The sequence below is a fragment of the Methylobacterium sp. Leaf113 genome, from assembly GCF_001423325.1.
Classification (GTDB): domain Bacteria; phylum Pseudomonadota; class Alphaproteobacteria; order Rhizobiales; family Beijerinckiaceae; genus Methylobacterium.
Map to the genome: position 1 here is coordinate 12,399 of NZ_LMNJ01000052.1, position 16,906 is coordinate 29,304.

Sequence of the window (16,906 nt, forward strand, 5' to 3'; positions counted from 1 at the left end):
CCGCCGCCCGCCCGTCAATTCGCCAGATCGCCATCAATCCTTGACGGACATCAGCAGCCGCTCCGTCTTGGCGTCTTCGATGCGGTTGACCATGCGCCGGCCCTCGTGGACGTCGCGGAGGGTCTTGGTGGCGGTGATGCAGGACTGCACCAGCATGATCGTGCCCATGGCGAGGTAGCCCTTGATCCAGATGTCGATGGGCATGAACAGGATGCCGAGGCTCACCATCGCGGCGGAGCCGATGAACGACGCGTAGGTGAAGGCAACCCAGGCGCCGGAATGCTGCGTGGTCTCGTTGGTCATGATGATGTTCCTTGGAGAGGGTGTCGTTTCGGGGAGCGGGAAAAGCGGATTTCGGGTTGGGTACGACGAAGGTCGCCGGGCTTCCCATTTCCTGCTGTGCCGGGCGATTCTTGTGGTGCCGGATATTTTTGCGGTGCCGGATATTTTGCGGTGCCGAGCGACCGCAGCAGACGTTTGGGGGCGTCGACCATCCCGGCACGCTTTGTCGTTCGGGAACCGCGCCGCGGAGCCCGAGATCGAGAAACACGGGTGGTGCCAGACAACGCGCGGTCGGAGGACGTCAGCCCGCGTGGGCTCGGGCCGCCTCGGCCCTCGAGCGCAGGCGGTCGAGGATCGCCGACGGGCTCGGGCGGGTGCTCGAGCCAAAGCCCGCGCGCTCCATCCGTGCGGCCATGTCGATCCCGGGCTCGACCGCGCGTAAGGCCGCCTCGGTGTCCTCGGCCTCCGCCTGGAGGGTGCGCAGGCGCGCCAGCGTCGCCTCCGCTTCGGTCAGTGTGGCGCGGTCCTGCGGCGCGGAGGCGACCCGCAGGCGCCGGGCTGTCTCGGCCGCGGCGGCGAGGCGCCGGCCTCGTTCCAACTCCGCCTGCCGCCGCGTGGCGTCGGCCACCACGGCGCGGATGCGGGCCATTTCGACGGCGAACCGGGTCCGGGCTGCGCGGATGGCGTCGCGCTCCGATTCGAGTTCGGCGATCGCCTCGGCGGCTTCCCCCGCGAGGTCGTCGCGTCCCGCATGGAGCGCCGCCACGGCGCGGGTTTCCAGGTCGGCGGCGCGGGTCTCGACCGCAGCGAGGCGGCGTTCCTCGGCCCGGTCCCCGGCCATCGAGGCCGCCAGGGCCTGCCGGCTGCGTTCCAGGGCCGCCCGGGTCTCACGGATCTGCTGATCCAGGATCAGGAGGGCGTTGCGGTCGAAAAGGTCCTCTTCGGCCTTGACGGCGGCGCCGCGGGCGAGGGTGCGAAACAGTCTGAGCATGATGGCCTCCGGGTGCGGGGACGCTGTCCACCACCCGGATGTCGCACGATTTGAACAGCGTTCAAGTGCGGTATTGCACGCCGTTCAATATGCCGTCGGAAAGCCGCCGGTCTGGCGCAGGGCCTCCCCGAGGATCATGGCGGCGCACACCGCGACGTTGAGCGAGCGCAGGTCTGGACGGATCGGCACCACGACCCGCGCGTCGGCGGCCGCGTGGACCGCATCGGGCACCCCCGCCGATTCCCGGCCCATCAGCAGGCAGTCGCCGGGCCGGTAGGCGAAGTCGGTATAGGGCAGGGCCCCCTGGGTCGTGGCGAGAACGAGCCGGATGTTCTCGGCCCGGCGCCAATCCGAAAATGCCTGCCACGAGCGGTGGCGGGTCACCGCCACGTGGTCGAGGTAGTCGAGTCCCGAGCGGCGCAGGTGCCGGTCGGAGACGTCGAAGCCGGCCGGCTCGATGATCTCAACGGCGGCCCCGAGGCAGGCGGCCATGCGCAGGAGGGTGCCGGTGTTCTGCGGGATGTCGGGTTGGTACAGGGCGAGGCGGAGCATGGTGACGGATGCAAAGAGCGGACTGGGCCGTTGGCATCGCCCCGCGGTTGGCAGGCGGTCAAGCCGGCATGGAGGACGGCATCGAGAATGAGCGCATCAACGACCGGATGTTTCTCAAATCCACCAACCAGACCCGCTGGCGCACCCACCACCACACCGTCGATCACTCACGCTCGGACTTCGTCGGACGCTTCGCCAACCGCTTCGCCAACCGCGTTTGTGCAGGTCGGGCCACCGGATCGCACCGAGCGCCCCGACCCTGAAGCGTTTGGCCCGTGACGCCGCGAGGCGCCTGCTGCACTGTCTGCGATCACAGGTTCGGGCAGATCGAACGACGGGGCTGACGGCAGAATGGTCATGCGACACAGGCTTCCTCACGGAATCACGGTCGATCCAAACTGCCTCCCCATGCCATTCAAGGTGCTGGGGCACCGTGCCGGTATGGGAGAGATGCCGATGATCGGGACGGACGGTGCCCGGGCATATAGGGGAGGGCGACCGGTTTCCGAGTGCCATGCCGTTGCCCGCCAGCTTACTGGCCTGCAAGCTGTGCTGCAAACAAGGTGGCTGCATTGATCGTGATGTTTGGGTCTTGCCTTGGCCGGGTATAATTTACCTCACCGCCATACAGTTCGAGCAGTTGCTGTATGCGCGTGTCAGCCAGAGAAATACCGCTGCCCTGAATGGAGTAATCCTTTGGAAGCGACATATCGTTGGGGGTAACGGATAATCCACTTGTATAGAACGTGCCGATCAACTTACCATTTTTTTGGATGGTTGCATACAGTTTAGACGGGTCATTGTCTGCGTTGACGCTGCCTACGGGTGGAGGCTCATTTTGCTTCAGGACAGCATCGAGTGTGCTATCGCGGCGTTTGACTGCTGATCCGAGTTCGGCAAGCGATTTGATCTGCACGCCACTCGGAATCGCGTTGATGCTCATTTGCAATCTCTTTCTCAAGAACAGGGATGAAGGATTTTTTTGAGGGTGTGCACTGCGATTAAGGTGGATAAAGCATTGACTGAAAGTAGACAGGGCGAATTATTGCTTGATTGATGAACGGAGATCAATTTTTATCGGCGGTACAGAAATATTTTATGCTGTCTTATTTGGGGATATTGATCTGCGGGCAAGCAGGTCTGATTTCTACGCTCCGTCAGGAAAACTTGGTTGTGCTGCAAAACCAGTCAAAAAGATTCGCTTTAAAATTGTAATAACAGTCCCGTTCGCTCGGCGGTATTTGGCGATCATGGGGCGGATATTGTCCGCAGGTTCCCCTCCCAGAACGCGTCCACGAGCGGTGGCGGGTCACCGCCACGTGGTCGAGGTAGTCCAGCCCCGAGCGGCGCAGGTGCCGGTCGGAGACGTCGAAGCCGGCCGGCTCGATGATCTCGACGGTGGCCCCGAGGCAGGCGGCCATGCGCAGGAGGGTGCCGGTGTTCTGCGGGATGTCGGGTTGGTACAGGGCGAGGCGGAGCATGGTGGCGGACACATCGAGCGGATTGGGCCGTGCGGCATCGCCCCCCGGTTGGCAGGCGGTCAAGACGGCTTAGCTAAGGAGCGCTGCAACGACCGGATGATCTCATGTTTCTCGATTGGCTCGAACGCCGAATCGATACCTTCGCGCCGTTCGACGACGGGCGCATGCCGCCGAAGACGGTGATGGGCTTCGCCGGGTTCTACCTGCGCCCGGTCCGGTCGGCGCTGATCGTCCTGTTCGTGGTGGCGATCGTGGCCGGGACCGTCGAGGCCTCGCTCTACATCTTGATGGGCTGGTTCATCGACCTCCTGAACAAGGCGGACCGCGCCACCCTCTGGCAGGAGCACGGCACTGCTCTGATGCTGGCGGCCGGTCTTCTGATCGTGGTCCGGCCGATCACCATCTGGCTGCACGAGATCCTGTCGAACCAGCTTCTGGTGCCGCAATCCACCAACCAGATTCGCTGGCGCACCCACCTCTACACCCTCGGGCACTCGCTCTCGTATTTCCAGGCGGATTTCGCCGGGCGCCTCGCCAACCGAGTGGTGCAGGTCGGACCGGCGGTCCGCGAACTCGCCGTCGTGTTCATCGACACGCTGCTCTACGTGGCGATCTACGCTGTCACGGCGGTCGGCCTGTTCGGCTCGATCTCCCTGTGGCTCGCACTCCCGGTGGTGGTGTGGATCGCCGCCTACGCCCTGCTGACCCGCTGGTTCGTGCCCCGCGCCCGCGCCCGATCGCTGGTCACCGCCGACACCCGCTCGGCCCTGATCGGGCGCATCGTCGACAGCTACACCAACATTCTCACGGTGAAGCTCTTCGCCCGAGATCGCGAGGAGCGGGCGGCGGTGCGTGACGCTGTCGACATCCACACCAAGGCCTACCTGCATCAGTTCCGGCTGGTGAGCAGCACCACGACCCTGCTCGGCCTTCTCAACAGCCTGTTGATCCTGTCGACGGCCGCCGTCTGCGTGGTCCTGTGGCAGCGCGGCGGCATGACCACCGGTGAAGCCTCGGCCGGCCTCGCCTTGGTGCTGCGCCTGATGGCGATGTCGGGCTGGGTCATGCAGACCGTGCGCGGCATCTTCGAGAATGTCGGCGTGATCCAGGAGAGCATGCAGACCATCGCGCGCCCGCACGCCATCACCGACCGGCCCGATGCCGGGACCCTGGCGGTCGCCGGCGGCGATATCCGCTTCGACAAGGTCGGCTTCCACTACGGCCGCGACGATGCCTCGATCATCGAGAACCTGAACCTGCATATCCGGGCGGGCGAGAAAGTCGGGCTCGTCGGCGTCAGCGGTGCCGGCAAGACCACCATCACCTCCCTGCTCCTGCGCCTGCACGACCTGGAGAGCGGCCGCATCCTGGTGGACGGGCAGGACATCGCAGGCGTCACGCAAGCCTCGCTGCGCAGCGCCATCGCGATGGTGACCCAGGATACATCGCTGCTGCACCGCTCCATCCGCGACAACATCGCGTATGGCCGCCCCGATGCCACGATGGCGGATGTGGAGCGCGCCGCGCGGCTGGCCCAGGCCGACGGCTTCATCCGCGACCTCGTCGATCACAAGGGTCGCACCGGCTACGACGCCCAGGTTGGAGAGCGTGGCGTCAAGCTCTCGGGCGGCCAGCGTCAGCGCATCGCCATCGCCCGGGTGATCCTGAAGGACGCCCCGATCCTGATTCTCGACGAGGCGACCTCTGCCCTCGACTCGCAGGTGGAGGCGGCGATTCAGGAAAGCCTCGACACCCTGATGCAGGGCAAGACGGTGCTGGCCATCGCCCATCGGCTCTCGACCATCGCGGCCCTGGACCGGCTGATCGTCCTCGATGCCGGCCGCATCATCGAGGAAGGCACCCATGCCGAATTGATCGCCAGCGGCGGTCTCTATGCCCGCCTGTGGGAGCGCCAGTCCGGCGGTTTCCTCGGTGACGGTGCGACGGCTCGGACCTACGAGGCCGCTGCGGAATAGGGTTGCAGCTGGGCAGGCGCCCCATTGGAATCAGGTCTCGAGGCCGGCGTGCTGCGTCGCACATCGGTTCAGCCCTGAATGGCGCCGCATTGCGCTTTTCCGTTCAAGTGGGCGGCATCGGGGCGGAAATAACGCGTGTGCGTGGAGAGGGTTAGCAGGGATATGCTCAGAGGTTAATCAAACGCTGCCTGTTTCATGCCCACTCTGCATGGCAGCCCATCCGCATCCTCCCTCGTGCTGCGCTGCGGCAAAGCCTACATTCCGGTCATGGCGACGGGATCACACAGACCCGCCGCACCGACACGTTTGGACGTTCTCTCTCATGGTACACGCAATCCTCACCCATCTTCTGTCCTCCTGGAAGGAGAGCGCATCTGTTCGTCAGATCGCCGATCTCACCGACCAGCAATTCGCCGATATCGGCGGTGAGCGCCTCGATAGCCGCCTGCTCGACAAGGCCCGCCGGCATCGGGCGCGCGAGACCGGACACTTCCACAAGTCGGTGGGTGTGTTCTCCTACCCGACCGCCTAAACTGCCTCGCTGCCGCATCCTCCCGGTGCGGCAACGGGCAGGGGCGGGGGCGGCGATTGAGATCCTGGTGGCGACATGGCGCCGGTCTTCCTCGTCGTCGATGGGCGCTGCTGGCGATCGTCGGCTCCTGCCTAGTCTCGTCGTCCAGCCTCGTCTCGCCGGCCTGCGCCGCCGATCCCCTCGTCATCACGGTCGACCCTCAGGCCGTCGGAACGCCGCCGAAGCGAGCAGTCGACCAGGTCCGGGTCGCCAGTCTTCCCGAGGCACTGGCCTTGCGCCGACGCTGGCGCCGCGCCGATCCGCGTCAAGCGATTTCGATCGCGCTCGCTCCGGGCGTTCATCGTCTGTCCGAGCCGGTCCGGTTCGGCCGCGAAGATAGCGGCACAGCCGCGATTCCCCTGGTGGTATACGGAGCCGCAGACGGTTCGACGCGCCTCGTCGGATCCGTTCCGCTCGTGCCTGCGCCGGACGGAATTCCCCGTGACCTCGACGCGACCCTCTTGGTCGACCGAGGCGCAAAATTGCGTGTCTATCGCCTGCCCGCCGCGGTCACCGGCCAGCGCATCCAGGAGCCCCGCACCCTCGCGCGGCGCGATGCCCCGGTCCACCTCGCGCTGTTCGATCGCGCCGGTGCCCTGTGGCCGGCGCGCTGGCCGAACACCGGCTGGGCCAGGACCGCCTCCGACGTAAGTGTCTCATCCCACAACGAAACTAAGGCCAGTTTCGCCCTCGCGGATGGCCGCTCCGCGCGCTGGCGGCGCGAGCCGGAGCTCTGGGCCGAGGGCTACTGGCGCTGGAACTGGCTGTTCGAAACCTTTCCGGTCGCCGCCGTGGCACCCGACCACCTCACCCTGGAGGCCACACCCTACGAGGGCATCGCCTCGGGCGCCCGCTTCCGGATCGTCCACGCCCTCAGCGAACTCGACGCGCCCGGCGAGTGGTGGCGCGACGCCGGCTGGGGCGTCGTCCTTCTCTGGCCGCGCGATCCCTCCGACGCCGTCGAGGTGGCCGTTACCGACACCCTGCTGAACGTGGAAGGCGCGTCACATCTCCGTATCCAGGCCCTGACCCTGGAACAGGCTCAGGGCGATCTGGTTCGGATCAGCGATGCGGCCGACGTGGTCATTTCCGGCTCACGGTTGCGGCGGTCCGCCGGTCGGGCCCTGTCAATTGAGCGATCGACCGCCAGCGGCCTCGAACGCAGCACCGTTGCGGAAACCGGAATTGGCGGCGTCCGTCTGTCGGGTGGCGATCGACCCAGCCTGATTCCGGCCGGGCTCTTCGTCCGGGATTGTCGCATCAGCGATTACGCCCAGTCGGCGCGAACTCAAAGCCCGGCGATCATGGTCGATGGCGTGGGTCAGACCGTCGAGGGCAACTACATTCACGATACCGACGAGTACGCAATTCATTTGCGCGGTAACGAACACCGAGTCGCCTGGAACGAGATCACTCGTATCCTTTCGGAATCAACGGATAGTGGAGTGATCTATTCGGGTCGCGACTGGTCCGCCCGGGGTTCGGTGATCGAGCACAACTACCTGCACGATATTCGCGCAGCACCGGGCTTCGAGATCAAGGGGATCTATCTCGACGATATGGCGAGCGGCATCACCGTCCGGGACAACCTGTTCGTTCGGGTCGATCAGCCAATCTTCCTCGGCGGTGGTCGCGACAATCGCATCATCGAAAACCTCTTCGTGGATTCAAGCCCTGCGATCCACGTCGATGCACGCGGCCGGACCTGGGCCCAGGATGCAATCACGGACCCGCTATCGGAATTGCGGGCCGCCTACGCGGCGATGCCGGTCGGCGGGAAGCTGTGGCGTAAGCGCTATCCAGGTTTGGCGACGATCCTGGCTGACGATCCGGCCGCCGCTCGCAACAGCCTGACGGACAATGTCTTTCTTAACAGCGAGCCGTTCCGTTTTGGGGATTTGGCCCGTTCCGGCGAGCAGAACCTCACGCGCAACATCGGTCCAGCCGGCCTTCGTCTGGCGCCCCTGACTCGCAGCGACGAACAGGTCGCTTCACGGAAAGAGAGCGTAAAGCAATTTGAAAACGTGCTGGATGCCACGAACGCCTTGGTGCGCCGGAGAGACTACGATCGGATGGAACGTTCGATCCTACTCAAGCCCTTCGAAGACAATCGACCAGGTCACCCGTAGATTTCCCATTGTTCCCTGCCAATTTCGTGAATTTTTCTAAGCTAAGATGGGACTGAGCGTAACATCGTTAGCGTATGTTGAAGCGTTCTTGGCGGCACCTGCTATCAATAGGGGCAGCGACGAACGATAGGCATGTCCGATTTTTGAATACTTGGCGAAGTCTCATTGAGATCACCCTGCCGCAGCATCCCGGCGGCCTTCATGGGCTGTTTCCGAGCCGCGCCGACCGATTCCGTGATGGATCATCGCATCCTGGGCTGCTAGGCGCCACGGATCGCGGAGACGTCGGTTGCCGGGCATGCGCACCGGCAAGGAAAGGCTTGTCATGCACATCGTGATGGTTGGGTCCGGCTATGTCGGCCTCGTCTCAGGCACCTGCTTTGCGGATTTTGGCCACCAGGTGACCTGCGTAGACAACGACGCGGGTAAGATTGATCTTCTGAATGCCGGGCGCATGCCGATCTATGAGCCGGGGCTGGAAGCCCTGGTGGCCGAGAATGTTCGTCATGGGCGATTGAGATTCTCGACCGATCTCGCCAGCGCAGTCGCTGCTGCGGACGCCGTGTTCATCGCTGTCGGTACGCCGTCCCGCCGCGGTGATGGCTTCGCTGATCTCTCCTACGTGCATGCCGCCGCGCGCGAGATCGCGCACGCGCTGAAGGGTTTCACCGTTGTGGTGACGAAGTCTACCGTGCCTGTCGGAACCGGCGATGAGGTGGAGCGCATCATCCGAAACGCCAGGCCCGACGCCGAGGTTGCGGTCGTCTCGAATCCCGAGTTCCTACGCGAAGGCGCCGCCATCGAGGACTTTAAGCGGCCCGACCGCATCGTTATCGGTGCAGACAGCGAACGCGGCGCGGCCATCATGGCTGAGATCTACCGCCCGCTCTATCTCAATCAGGCGCCAATCCTCTACACGGACCGGCGCACCGCGGAGCTGACAAAGTACGCCGCGAACGCGTTCCTCGCCACCAAGATCACTTTTATCAACGAAATCGCCGATCTCTGCGAGCAGGTGGGGGCGAATGTTCAGCAAGTCGCCCGCGGCATCGGGCTCGATAACCGCATCGGCTCGAAATTTCTGCATGCAGGCCCCGGCTACGGTGGCTCATGCTTCCCAAAGGATACCCTCGCTCTTGTGAAGACGGCGCAGGACGCCGGCACCCCGGTTCGCCTCGTCGAGACGGTGGTCTCGGTGAACGACCAGCGCAAGCGCGCCATGGCCCGCAAAGTGATCCTCGCCTGCGGCGGATCGGTGCGTGAAAAGACGATTGCCATTCTGGGACTGACCTTCAAACCCAACACCGACGACATGCGCGATGCGCCTTCGCTCTCGATCATCACTGGCCTGCAAGACGGTGGCGCGAAGATTCGCGCCTATGATCCGGAGGGAATGGAAGCTTCTCGCGCGCTTCTGTCGAACGTCACCTACGCCGGGGACGCCTACGAATGTGCCACCGGGGCCGACGCAGTGGTGATCGTTACCGAGTGGAATGCCTTCCGGGCGCTCGACTTCGTCCGTCTGCGCGCAGTGATGACTGCACCGGTGATGGTCGATCTGCGCAACGTCTATAAGGCCGAGGACCTGAAGCGCCGCGGCTTCCGCTACACCGGTGTTGGACAGGCGCACAGTCTGTCGCCGACCCCGGACGACGAACACGCCACCGTGTAATGCGAACAGGTTCGGGTCAGGCATGAGAGACGGCGAGACGAAGACGATTTTGGTCACCGGTGGGGCAGGTTTCCTGGGCTCCCATCTCTGTGAGCGCCTGCTGGAGCAGGGTCACGAAGTTCTCTGCGTCGACAATATGTTTACCGGATCACGCCGTAACATCGCCGCCCTTCTCGATCACCCGCGGTTCGAGTTCATGCGCCACGACGTGACGTTTCCACTCTATGTCGAGGTCGACGAGATCTACAATCTCGCCTGCCCGGCCTCGCCAGTGCACTACCAATTCGATCCGGTCCAGACGGCCAAGACCAGCGTCATCGGCGCGATCAACATGTTAGGTCTCGCCAAGCGTTTGAAGATCAAGATCTTTCAGGCGTCGACCAGCGAAGTTTATGGGGACCCCGAGGTCCATCCGCAGCCGGAGGAATATTGGGGCAAGGTCAATCCGATCGGATATCGGTCCTGCTACGATGAAGGCAAACGCTGCGCCGAGACGTTGTTTTTCGATTATCACCGCCAGCATAACCTCTCGATCAAGGTCGCACGCATCTTCAATACCTACGGGCCGCGCATGCATCCAAATGACGGCCGCGTGGTGTCGAATCTTGTCGTGCAGGCCCTACGCAACGAGGACATCACCATCTACGGCGATGGCTCGCAAACCCGGGCATTCTGCTACGTCGACGATCTGATCGAGGGCTTTTTGCGCCTGATGCGAACCGATCCTGAGGTGACGGGGCCAATCAACCTCGGGAATCCCGGTGAGTTTTCGATCCGGGAACTCGCCGACCTCGTCATTGAATTGACTGGCTCCCGCTCTCGAATCGTTGCGCGCCCGCTGCCGCCCGACGATCCGCGCCAGCGCCGGCCGAACATCGATAAGGCCAAGGCCATCCTCGACTGGGAGCCAACCGTCTCCCTGCGTGAAGGCTTGATGCGGACCATCGGTCACTTCGACCGCAATCTCGGAGCGAATGTGCCCGCCTGACAAGGGCACCCCAGTCCAATCAGTCCAGTGCCTCCGCGTCGGTGAGGACCATTCCGACGTATGGGCGTCCACCTATCGCTGCCAGAGCCTTGTCCAGGATCGCATAGCGACTCTCGCCGTTCCGGACGGTAATCAAAACTGCCGTCACACGAGGGTCAGCCGCGAGCCGCTCCGCTGTGGCATCCGAGCCGATCAGTCCGGCATGGATCACGACGAGGTCGTAAGAGTCCTGAGCGCCCAGGATGCTGTCGACATAGACACGCATTTCGCTGCGCGCAGTCTGGCCATCCTGTGGAATCAAGGCGAGACCCGAGCTGTGCCGCACAAGGACATCCGAAAGGTCGGCCCGCCGTGGCATTGAGGTTCCGCCATGACGCGGCGGCAGACCAATTTCGCGGGTAACGGTGCCGTCAGCCGATGCGTCGACGAGAAGCACCCGCTCGTTCTCCTGGGCAGCCGAGGCAGCGTAGTCGAGGGCCAGACGTGAGCGACCAACGATATCGTCGGCGGACGTCACCAGGATGACGTGCGGACGCTTGGCCGGCAGATCGCGGCGAAGACGGTTCCGCAGCCGGGTGATCGCTACCTCGTAAGGGCCGCCGCTGAGACGGTCCGTTCCATTCGCGATGCCGCGGCGCAGCGTCGGCAGGAGGCCGAGCACGAGACGCTGCGTCCGCGCCTCAAGGCGCTTCCGGGACCGGACGCGTCCGCTGAACTGCTCGACCGTCAGGCTTCCGCCGATGCCAAGCCCCAGGCCTGCAAGCAGGGCGGCCGCGAGGACGAGGGGTGCTGGCGGACCCTGGCGTCGGGTCGGCGGAAGAGCCGGAGAAATGATGCGTGAAGTTGAAGTGTCGAGCTGCTGCTGCTCTTGCAGCTCACGGGTGCGCACGAGAAAAGCTTCATAGACGCCCCGCCGGGCATCGACCTGTCGCTCTAACTCTCGCAGCTTTATGAAGCTGTCGCCGACGTTGAGGGCGTCCGCCTTGCGCTTCTCCAGGGCCTGCGAGAGTTCGACTACATTCGCCATGTTCGCTCGATATTCGTTACGAATCGCGGCGGCGATGCGCTTTACCTCGGCTTCGAGCTGGTTGCGGGCGCTACGTAGCTGCACGTCGGATGCGTTCATTGCCGGGTGCCGCTCGCCGAGGCTCGCCGCCGCATCGGCCCGCTGGCGCTCGACCTGTGCGAGTTGTCCGCGCAACTGCCCAATGGTCTGCGACTGGAGAACCTCCTGGATCGAATCCAGCTTGGCCGGATCGCTGCTGCTCACGCTTTCGATCTGGCGCAGCTTCGCCTGCTGCTCAGCTGCTTTGGCCCGGGCAGCGCCGAGTTGATCACTCAACTGGCCAAGCTGCTGCTCGCTGACGAGTTGGGTCCGCGTGCCTACCAGATTGTTCTTGTTGCGGAACGCCTGTGCAGCATTCTCGGCCTGCTGAACGCTGTCGCGCAGTTCTCCGAGACGGCTGTTGAGGCCCTCCCGAGCTCGTCGTATCGCTTCGGACCGATTGCTGATTTCCGTCGAGAGGTAGGTCTCCGCAATACTCTGAGCAAGGCGGGCGGACTTTTCCCGGTCGTTGGTCGAAACGGAAACGTCGACGGCAAAACTCCGTTCAAGGCGTCTGGCCGACATTCGGTCGCGCAAGGCTCGCAGGGCTGTGAGGGTCGGGTCGGATTCCGGCTCCGACGCTCGGCCTACCAGATGCCCAACCCACGTCCGGAGTCGATCGATGGCGCTGGGCTCTACAAAGTCCTGATCACTGGCAAGCTTCTGTGAAAGCACCACCCTGCGCAGGACGTCGTCCGACTGAAGCACGCGCAACTGACTATCGACCAGAAGCAGGGTCGATTCGTTCGCCTGACTTTGCGGATTGGCCTCGTCCTTCAGAACAGCGAGGCCACGTGGGTCGATGATGAGTTGGGTCGTTGCCGCGTACTGCGCTGGCAGCGCCAGATATCCAACCGCGAGAGCCGATAAAAGGAGAACCGGAAGGATTACGGTGACCCAGCGGCGGCGTAAAATACGGCCGACCTCGCTCATCTCCAGGAACCAGGGGAGGGGCGCGCTCGATACCTCGGTATCGGCACCGAAGTGCTTAAGGATTACGGGTGGGGCGCGTTCGATGACAGCCATGGACGCTTTCCGTTACGCAGTCGGCGGTGGGCAGGCCACCTGCTGGATAATATCCTGCACCGGGACACCGAGACCCAGCGAGTCCCGGTCTGATTGTTCGATCCGGCCGATTTCGGAACAAGTTGCGGCGGAAGCAGCCTGTGTTTGAAGTGCTTTCACGAAATGCGCCACGCGTTTGCGACCGCCGCTTCGGGACGCAGATCGGTCGAGATGGGTGCAGGCCGGTCGGCCCGACCATCCGGAGGCAGCTGAACGCGAATGAAGGCGAGCAGTCCCGCAAGCGCCAGAACATTGACGTTCCAGTCCTGGTAAATTCCAGGCGTGGTCATGCCGTTCAGCACCAGCATCAGCACGCATGATGCGACGAAGCGGCGTCCCCCCAGATCAAGCTTCATGCCCCAGGACAGCGTCGTGAACAGGACGACAAAGGAGAAGCCGAGGCCGATCATGCCCGTGCCGGCCCAGGCGCTGAGAAACATGTTGTGCGAACTCGTGATGAACACGTCTTCCCGGCCCAAGGTTTCAGCAAGTGTCGTAGTCGGGATCAGGAGCTGAATGAACCGGTCGCCGGCCGAGAATCCCGAACCTGCGAGCCGATCCTGCGTCGCAGCGATGAAGGTGGGCCAGAAGGTCGACCGTCCTGTACCATTCGCCAATTCGACAGCCGGCTTCTGCAGGATGGTGGCGAGGAGGTCGAGGAGAGCCGGGAATGCCGCAAGGTCGAGCATCAATAGGACGAAACCCGCGATGGCCGCGAGCGCTCCGAAAATACCGAAGTTACGCAGGACCACATGACGCGACGACATCAACATGGCCGGGCCGACTGCAACGAGTGCCCCCGTGCTGGCCGCCGACCCGGCGACGACGAAGCCAATAAGGGCCAGGCCAAGATAGGCGCCCCGCCGCCTTTGGGGCGGCCGGAAGATGACCAGGAAGCCCAGCATCGCACAAACGTATGGCATCATATTGTTTTTTGCTGCCGAGAAGATAATTCCGTGCGCTAAACTCTCAAGGATGATCGGCAGTACAGCAGCGAGCCAAGATAGAATTATAATGGCCAAAATATCGGCGAAACGGTATTCAATATCGCTTTGATCGAATATTACAATCGAGGCGTGATAAAAGATCAGCAGCTCTACGCTACGATAAAGTGTATAGGGTGGTACAATCGACCAAGCTGTGCTCAGTCCGTCCATGCCGATCATGAGAGTAAAGGGAAGATAAGGCATTGCGAAGGGCAACAATGCGATGCGGCGGTCGAGACCGATCTTGCCAAGAAGGTAAAGCCCGGTAAGCCCAGTGAGCACCAGGGTGATGATGTTCGAAGCGCTGAGCCCTTCCTCCAGCACCGCGTTTCCGTCCTCGCGGGGGACCGTGAAAACGAGGGGCATGAAGGCAAAGGTGCAGACCAGCACCATTGGCAGGACAAGTCGGGCATCAAGCGGACGTACCGCCACCGCGAGGTTGCGGCGGGCAAGCGGATACAGCATCGTGAACCAAACTGGGATTGCCAGCACAAGAAACAGGTTCAGCAAGCGTGTTCCTCCCTCGATGCTCGCGCATATGCCGATCTCGACACTTCCCTCCAGAAGCGTTTCAGCGACGTGAATAGCCCCGGAATCGTGTTAGGACTTCGACATTATCGTAAAGGCCGGTAAAATGAGTCCGACGATGCCGGGTCACGCGGATTGGATGCGCCCAGCATTTTTGCCAATTGGCGATTAACCGGCGGGCATCGCTGATCGGCTGTAGTTTGCCGATCGTTGTCGCATGATTAGCATGAGGTGCGCCGCCGACATTGCGTGCCCGATCGTGATGACGAACGCAGCGCCGGTGATCCCGGCATAGACAATCATCGGGTACATGATCACGAGTGAGACCATGAGGCTGATCACAAACGCTTGAAAGACCGGCCCAGTATCCTCGATCGCCCGAAAGTATTGGGTTACCATATCACGAATGAAAATGCAGGCGACTGCGACTGCCAGAACGCGGACACTGGTAGCATAGGCTGCGAAGGCTGGCCCGAAGACGAGGGTGAGCCACGTCCCGGCTGGGAGCGCGATGGTGACGAGAAGCAGGCCAATCATGGGACCGAGCTTCAACGCCATTCGCTTCAGATAGGTGCGCAGGCCTTGCTCGCCGCCAGTCTCGAACGCTCGTGCCGCTGCGGTCGGCAGGATATTCTCGGTTGCAGTCAGAAGGATGATGACGAAGCCGACGAGGTACTGCGCTGCGCGCAGACCACCGATCGCTTCGTCACCCAACACGACACCGGCGATGATCCAAGCTAGTTGTTCCTGTCCGAACGTGACGAAGACCAAAGGGAACATCCAGCGCCCGATCCCCCAATGTCGGTGAGCGACAGGCCGAAAGCGTAGTCCACGTCGAGGTGTCCGCCAGATACCGTAAGCAAGGGGAACCACAGTGATGAGGGCAGTTGCCGCCAGGAGTGCGGTGGCTGACGCCGCATTGAGGACGAGTCCGCTCCACCACACTGCCACGATCGCAAAGGAAAAAACTAAGGCTCGAACGCTATCCATCGCGAAGGCGAGGAGACCGCGTCCACGGATGAACAGGATTCTGCGTACCGTGAGTTGCAGATTCTGCGCGACTGTCAGGGCCGCGCCCGAGACGACGATGTCGAACTCGACGGGATGGTGTCGCAGGGCGAAGATGGCGACGAGCGCCAGCGCTGTCCCGGTCGCTGCAACCAGCGAGACCAGCATGGCGCTGGCTAGGACGGTGGCCTCGTATGTGGAGGCTGCCCGGCGCCCACGTGCGACAAGCGTCATCATCGGTGCCGTCACCAGGGCGTTGTGCAGCCCCTGTGCGAAAGCCGTGATGATCAGGACCAGTACGAAGAGGCCAAATTCCTCGATGCCGACAAGGCGTGCAACAGCGATACCGCTGAGGAAACCGAAGCCGCTGACGGCAGCCTGATCCAGCACGGAGGCCAGGGCTGGACGCCGGACGAAGCGTTTCATCCGAGCGACGACCAGTTCGTTATCGCGCACTGGTTCGATCACAGGGACTCCGTGGCTCATCGTATGAAGCGGAATCGCAGATCAGCGATAGGCAAGGAACGCAGCGGCAGCGTCCCGCAGCCTCGGGGTACGGCCATAGATCCAGCGCGGGCCGCTGAGGGCCACCTTTTTGGTCAATCCATGCTTAAAATCGAAAACACCTCGGTTGTCGGCCGGGTCTATCCCACCGAAATCGAATGTTTGCCGACCTTCCGCGTGAGCTTGCTCGACGAAGCGCCACACGGCCAACGTGGGTGCCGCGCAGGCACGCGCTCGATCGTTGGAGGCGGTGTAGAAGTCCGTAAAGCGTGTGTCAGAGACATGGGCGATCCGAATCAGCACCGGCTCGCCGTTTTCTCGGACTTCAAGAATGCGGTGATGTGGATCATGCGCAATGAGATCGCGGATAGCTGGACCGTTAAGGCTGTCCCGGAACCCCTTTCTTGCCTGAAGAGCACTGTACATCGTCCAGAACGTGTCGAATGCCGCCAGGCGATCATTCGGATCGGTCAGGAAATGCGTGGTCACGTCAGGATTGCGTTGGGCCTTTTTCAAAGCCTTTCGCCAGCGCTGGTCCATTCTCTGCAAAATGATCTCGGTACCCCCTGACACATCGATTTCCAGGGTAAAATATTTAGCCGACTGGATAGGTACAAATCGGTTTTGAAGCAGGGCCACAATGACGGCGTCGCTCTGAAAGTGTTCGAAGCTGACGGCAAGCAGATCGAAGCGACTGAGTGCAAGGTGGTCCAGAAAGAGATTAATCGCTGCCTCAGCATGCTTCTCGCCCTGCTCCGTCAGGAGTGGCCCCCCCTGGACTAGGATGAAGCGGAGAAACCCACGTCGCTTCACTTGATACTGGATCAGTGCGACGGGAAGGCCCTCAGTGTTGCGCACTATGAGTCGGGTTACGGTCCAGCCGACTCGCGCCTTGTAAGCCCCCCACATCCACGACGAAAAGATGTTGCACTTGGGCAGCGACCAGAGGGTGTCGTCCCAAATTTCGGGTACCAGGCAGGCACCAATTGCTAACGTCGTACTCATCGATTTTTATGCCTTCGACCGGCCTATGAACGTAAGTTCGGAACGTCGTACGTCGAAACAATC

14 protein-coding genes and 1 pseudogene are annotated in these 16,906 nt (G+C 62.6%); 6 read left to right on the forward strand and 9 right to left on the reverse strand.

All coding sequences use genetic code 11. The features are described 5' to 3' along the window. Positions 1-33: 33 nt before the first annotated feature. The 3 genes from ASF60_RS20845 to ASF60_RS20855 form a co-directional block, all read right to left on the reverse strand. Positions 34-303 carry a YiaA/YiaB family inner membrane protein gene (locus tag ASF60_RS20845; RefSeq protein WP_056189740.1) on the reverse strand — a complete coding sequence of 90 codons (270 nt, stop codon included), beginning with the start codon at positions 301-303 and terminating at the stop codon, positions 34-36. Between the two features lie 280 nt (positions 304-583). Continuing rightward, positions 584-1,273: a PspA/IM30 family protein gene (locus ASF60_RS20850; RefSeq protein ID WP_056189744.1), complete on the reverse strand. Its 690-nt coding sequence runs from the start codon at positions 1,271-1,273 to the stop codon at positions 584-586. A gap of 84 nt (positions 1,274-1,357) precedes the next feature. After that, complete coding sequence (locus ASF60_RS20855) at positions 1,358-1,825, reverse strand: tRNA (cytidine(34)-2'-O)-methyltransferase (protein ID WP_056189747.1); 468 nt, start codon at positions 1,823-1,825, stop codon at positions 1,358-1,360. 68 nt (positions 1,826-1,893) lie between these two features. On the opposite strand from ASF60_RS20855, the gene ASF60_RS20860 reads away from it, so the two are divergent. After that, positions 1,894-2,088 (forward strand): hypothetical protein, encoded by a 195-nt coding sequence (locus ASF60_RS20860; protein WP_056189750.1) that lies wholly within the window; start codon positions 1,894-1,896, stop codon positions 2,086-2,088. Positions 2,089-2,357: 269 nt separating this feature from the next. Here ASF60_RS20860 and ASF60_RS24830 read toward each other — a convergent pair whose 3' ends face one another. Continuing rightward, positions 2,358-2,768, reverse strand: a complete 411-nt coding sequence (locus ASF60_RS24830; protein ID WP_156634343.1) for a hypothetical protein — start codon at positions 2,766-2,768, stop codon at positions 2,358-2,360. Positions 2,769-3,117: 349 nt separating this feature from the next. Then, positions 3,118-3,306: pseudogene (locus tag ASF60_RS20865) on the reverse strand (tRNA (cytidine(34)-2'-O)-methyltransferase); the annotation flags it as partial. A gap of 104 nt (positions 3,307-3,410) precedes the next feature. Between ASF60_RS20865 and ASF60_RS20870 the strand changes: the two are divergent. From ASF60_RS20870 to ASF60_RS20890, 5 genes are all read left to right on the forward strand, one after another. Beyond that, positions 3,411-5,282: an ABC transporter ATP-binding protein gene (locus tag ASF60_RS20870; RefSeq protein ID WP_056189752.1), complete on the forward strand. Its 1,872-nt coding sequence runs from the start codon at positions 3,411-3,413 to the stop codon at positions 5,280-5,282. Between the two features lie 322 nt (positions 5,283-5,604). Then, positions 5,605-5,814 (forward strand): hypothetical protein, encoded by a 210-nt coding sequence (locus ASF60_RS20875; protein WP_056189755.1) that lies wholly within the window; start codon positions 5,605-5,607, stop codon positions 5,812-5,814. 455 nt (positions 5,815-6,269) lie between these two features. Then, positions 6,270-7,982, forward strand: coding sequence for a right-handed parallel beta-helix repeat-containing protein (locus ASF60_RS20880; protein WP_156634345.1), 1,713 nt, complete (start codon positions 6,270-6,272; stop codon positions 7,980-7,982). 325 nt (positions 7,983-8,307) lie between these two features. Further along, entirely contained in the window at positions 8,308-9,654 is a 1,347-nt protein-coding gene (locus ASF60_RS20885) for a UDP-glucose dehydrogenase family protein (RefSeq protein WP_056189762.1), read from the forward strand. 22 nt (positions 9,655-9,676) lie between these two features. Further along, the gene (locus ASF60_RS20890; RefSeq protein WP_056189764.1) at positions 9,677-10,642 is read left to right on the forward strand and encodes a UDP-glucuronic acid decarboxylase family protein; all 966 of its coding nucleotides are present in this window, start codon (positions 9,677-9,679) and stop codon (positions 10,640-10,642) included. Positions 10,643-10,661: 19 nt separating this feature from the next. Here ASF60_RS20890 and ASF60_RS20895 read toward each other — a convergent pair whose 3' ends face one another. The 4 genes from ASF60_RS20895 to ASF60_RS20910 all read right to left on the reverse strand — a co-directional run bounded on the left by ASF60_RS20895 (position 10,662) and on the right by ASF60_RS20910 (position 16,843). Then, on the reverse strand, positions 10,662-12,773 hold the full coding sequence (locus ASF60_RS20895; RefSeq protein ID WP_056189767.1) for a GumC family protein: 2,112 nt from the start codon (positions 12,771-12,773) through the stop codon (positions 10,662-10,664). 155 nt (positions 12,774-12,928) lie between these two features. After that, positions 12,929-14,308: a hypothetical protein gene (locus tag ASF60_RS20900; RefSeq protein ID WP_056189769.1), complete on the reverse strand. Its 1,380-nt coding sequence runs from the start codon at positions 14,306-14,308 to the stop codon at positions 12,929-12,931. Between the two features lie 186 nt (positions 14,309-14,494). Beyond that, entirely contained in the window at positions 14,495-15,802 is a 1,308-nt protein-coding gene (locus tag ASF60_RS20905; protein WP_162241340.1) for a lipopolysaccharide biosynthesis protein, read from the reverse strand. Positions 15,803-15,841: 39 nt separating this feature from the next. Then, the gene (locus tag ASF60_RS20910; RefSeq protein WP_056189774.1) at positions 15,842-16,843 is read right to left on the reverse strand and encodes a lipid II:glycine glycyltransferase FemX; all 1,002 of its coding nucleotides are present in this window, start codon (positions 16,841-16,843) and stop codon (positions 15,842-15,844) included. Between the last annotated feature and the right edge of the window lie 63 nt (positions 16,844-16,906).

Excerpts from the sequence above, each read along its gene's own strand:
- ASF60_RS20845 (WP_056189740.1), bottom strand. The coding sequence starts at position 303 with ATGACCAACGAGACCACGCAGCATTCCGGCGCCTGGGTTGCCTTCACC.
- ASF60_RS20850 (WP_056189744.1), bottom strand. The coding sequence starts at position 1,273 with ATGCTCAGACTGTTTCGCACCCTCGCCCGCGGCGCCGCCGTCAAGGCC.
- ASF60_RS20855 (WP_056189747.1), bottom strand. The coding sequence starts at position 1,825 with ATGCTCCGCCTCGCCCTGTACCAACCCGACATCCCGCAGAACACCGGC.
- ASF60_RS20860 (WP_056189750.1), top strand. The coding sequence starts at position 1,894 with ATGGAGGACGGCATCGAGAATGAGCGCATCAACGACCGGATGTTTCTC.
- ASF60_RS24830 (WP_156634343.1), bottom strand. The coding sequence starts at position 2,768 with ATGAGCATCAACGCGATTCCGAGTGGCGTGCAGATCAAATCGCTTGCC.
- ASF60_RS20870 (WP_056189752.1), top strand. The coding sequence starts at position 3,411 with ATGTTTCTCGATTGGCTCGAACGCCGAATCGATACCTTCGCGCCGTTC.
- ASF60_RS20875 (WP_056189755.1), top strand. The coding sequence starts at position 5,605 with ATGGTACACGCAATCCTCACCCATCTTCTGTCCTCCTGGAAGGAGAGC.
- ASF60_RS20885 (WP_056189762.1), top strand. The coding sequence starts at position 8,308 with ATGCACATCGTGATGGTTGGGTCCGGCTATGTCGGCCTCGTCTCAGGC.
- ASF60_RS20890 (WP_056189764.1), top strand. The coding sequence starts at position 9,677 with ATGAGAGACGGCGAGACGAAGACGATTTTGGTCACCGGTGGGGCAGGT.
- ASF60_RS20895 (WP_056189767.1), bottom strand. The coding sequence starts at position 12,773 with ATGGCTGTCATCGAACGCGCCCCACCCGTAATCCTTAAGCACTTCGGT.
- ASF60_RS20910 (WP_056189774.1), bottom strand. The coding sequence starts at position 16,843 with ATGAGTACGACGTTAGCAATTGGTGCCTGCCTGGTACCCGAAATTTGG.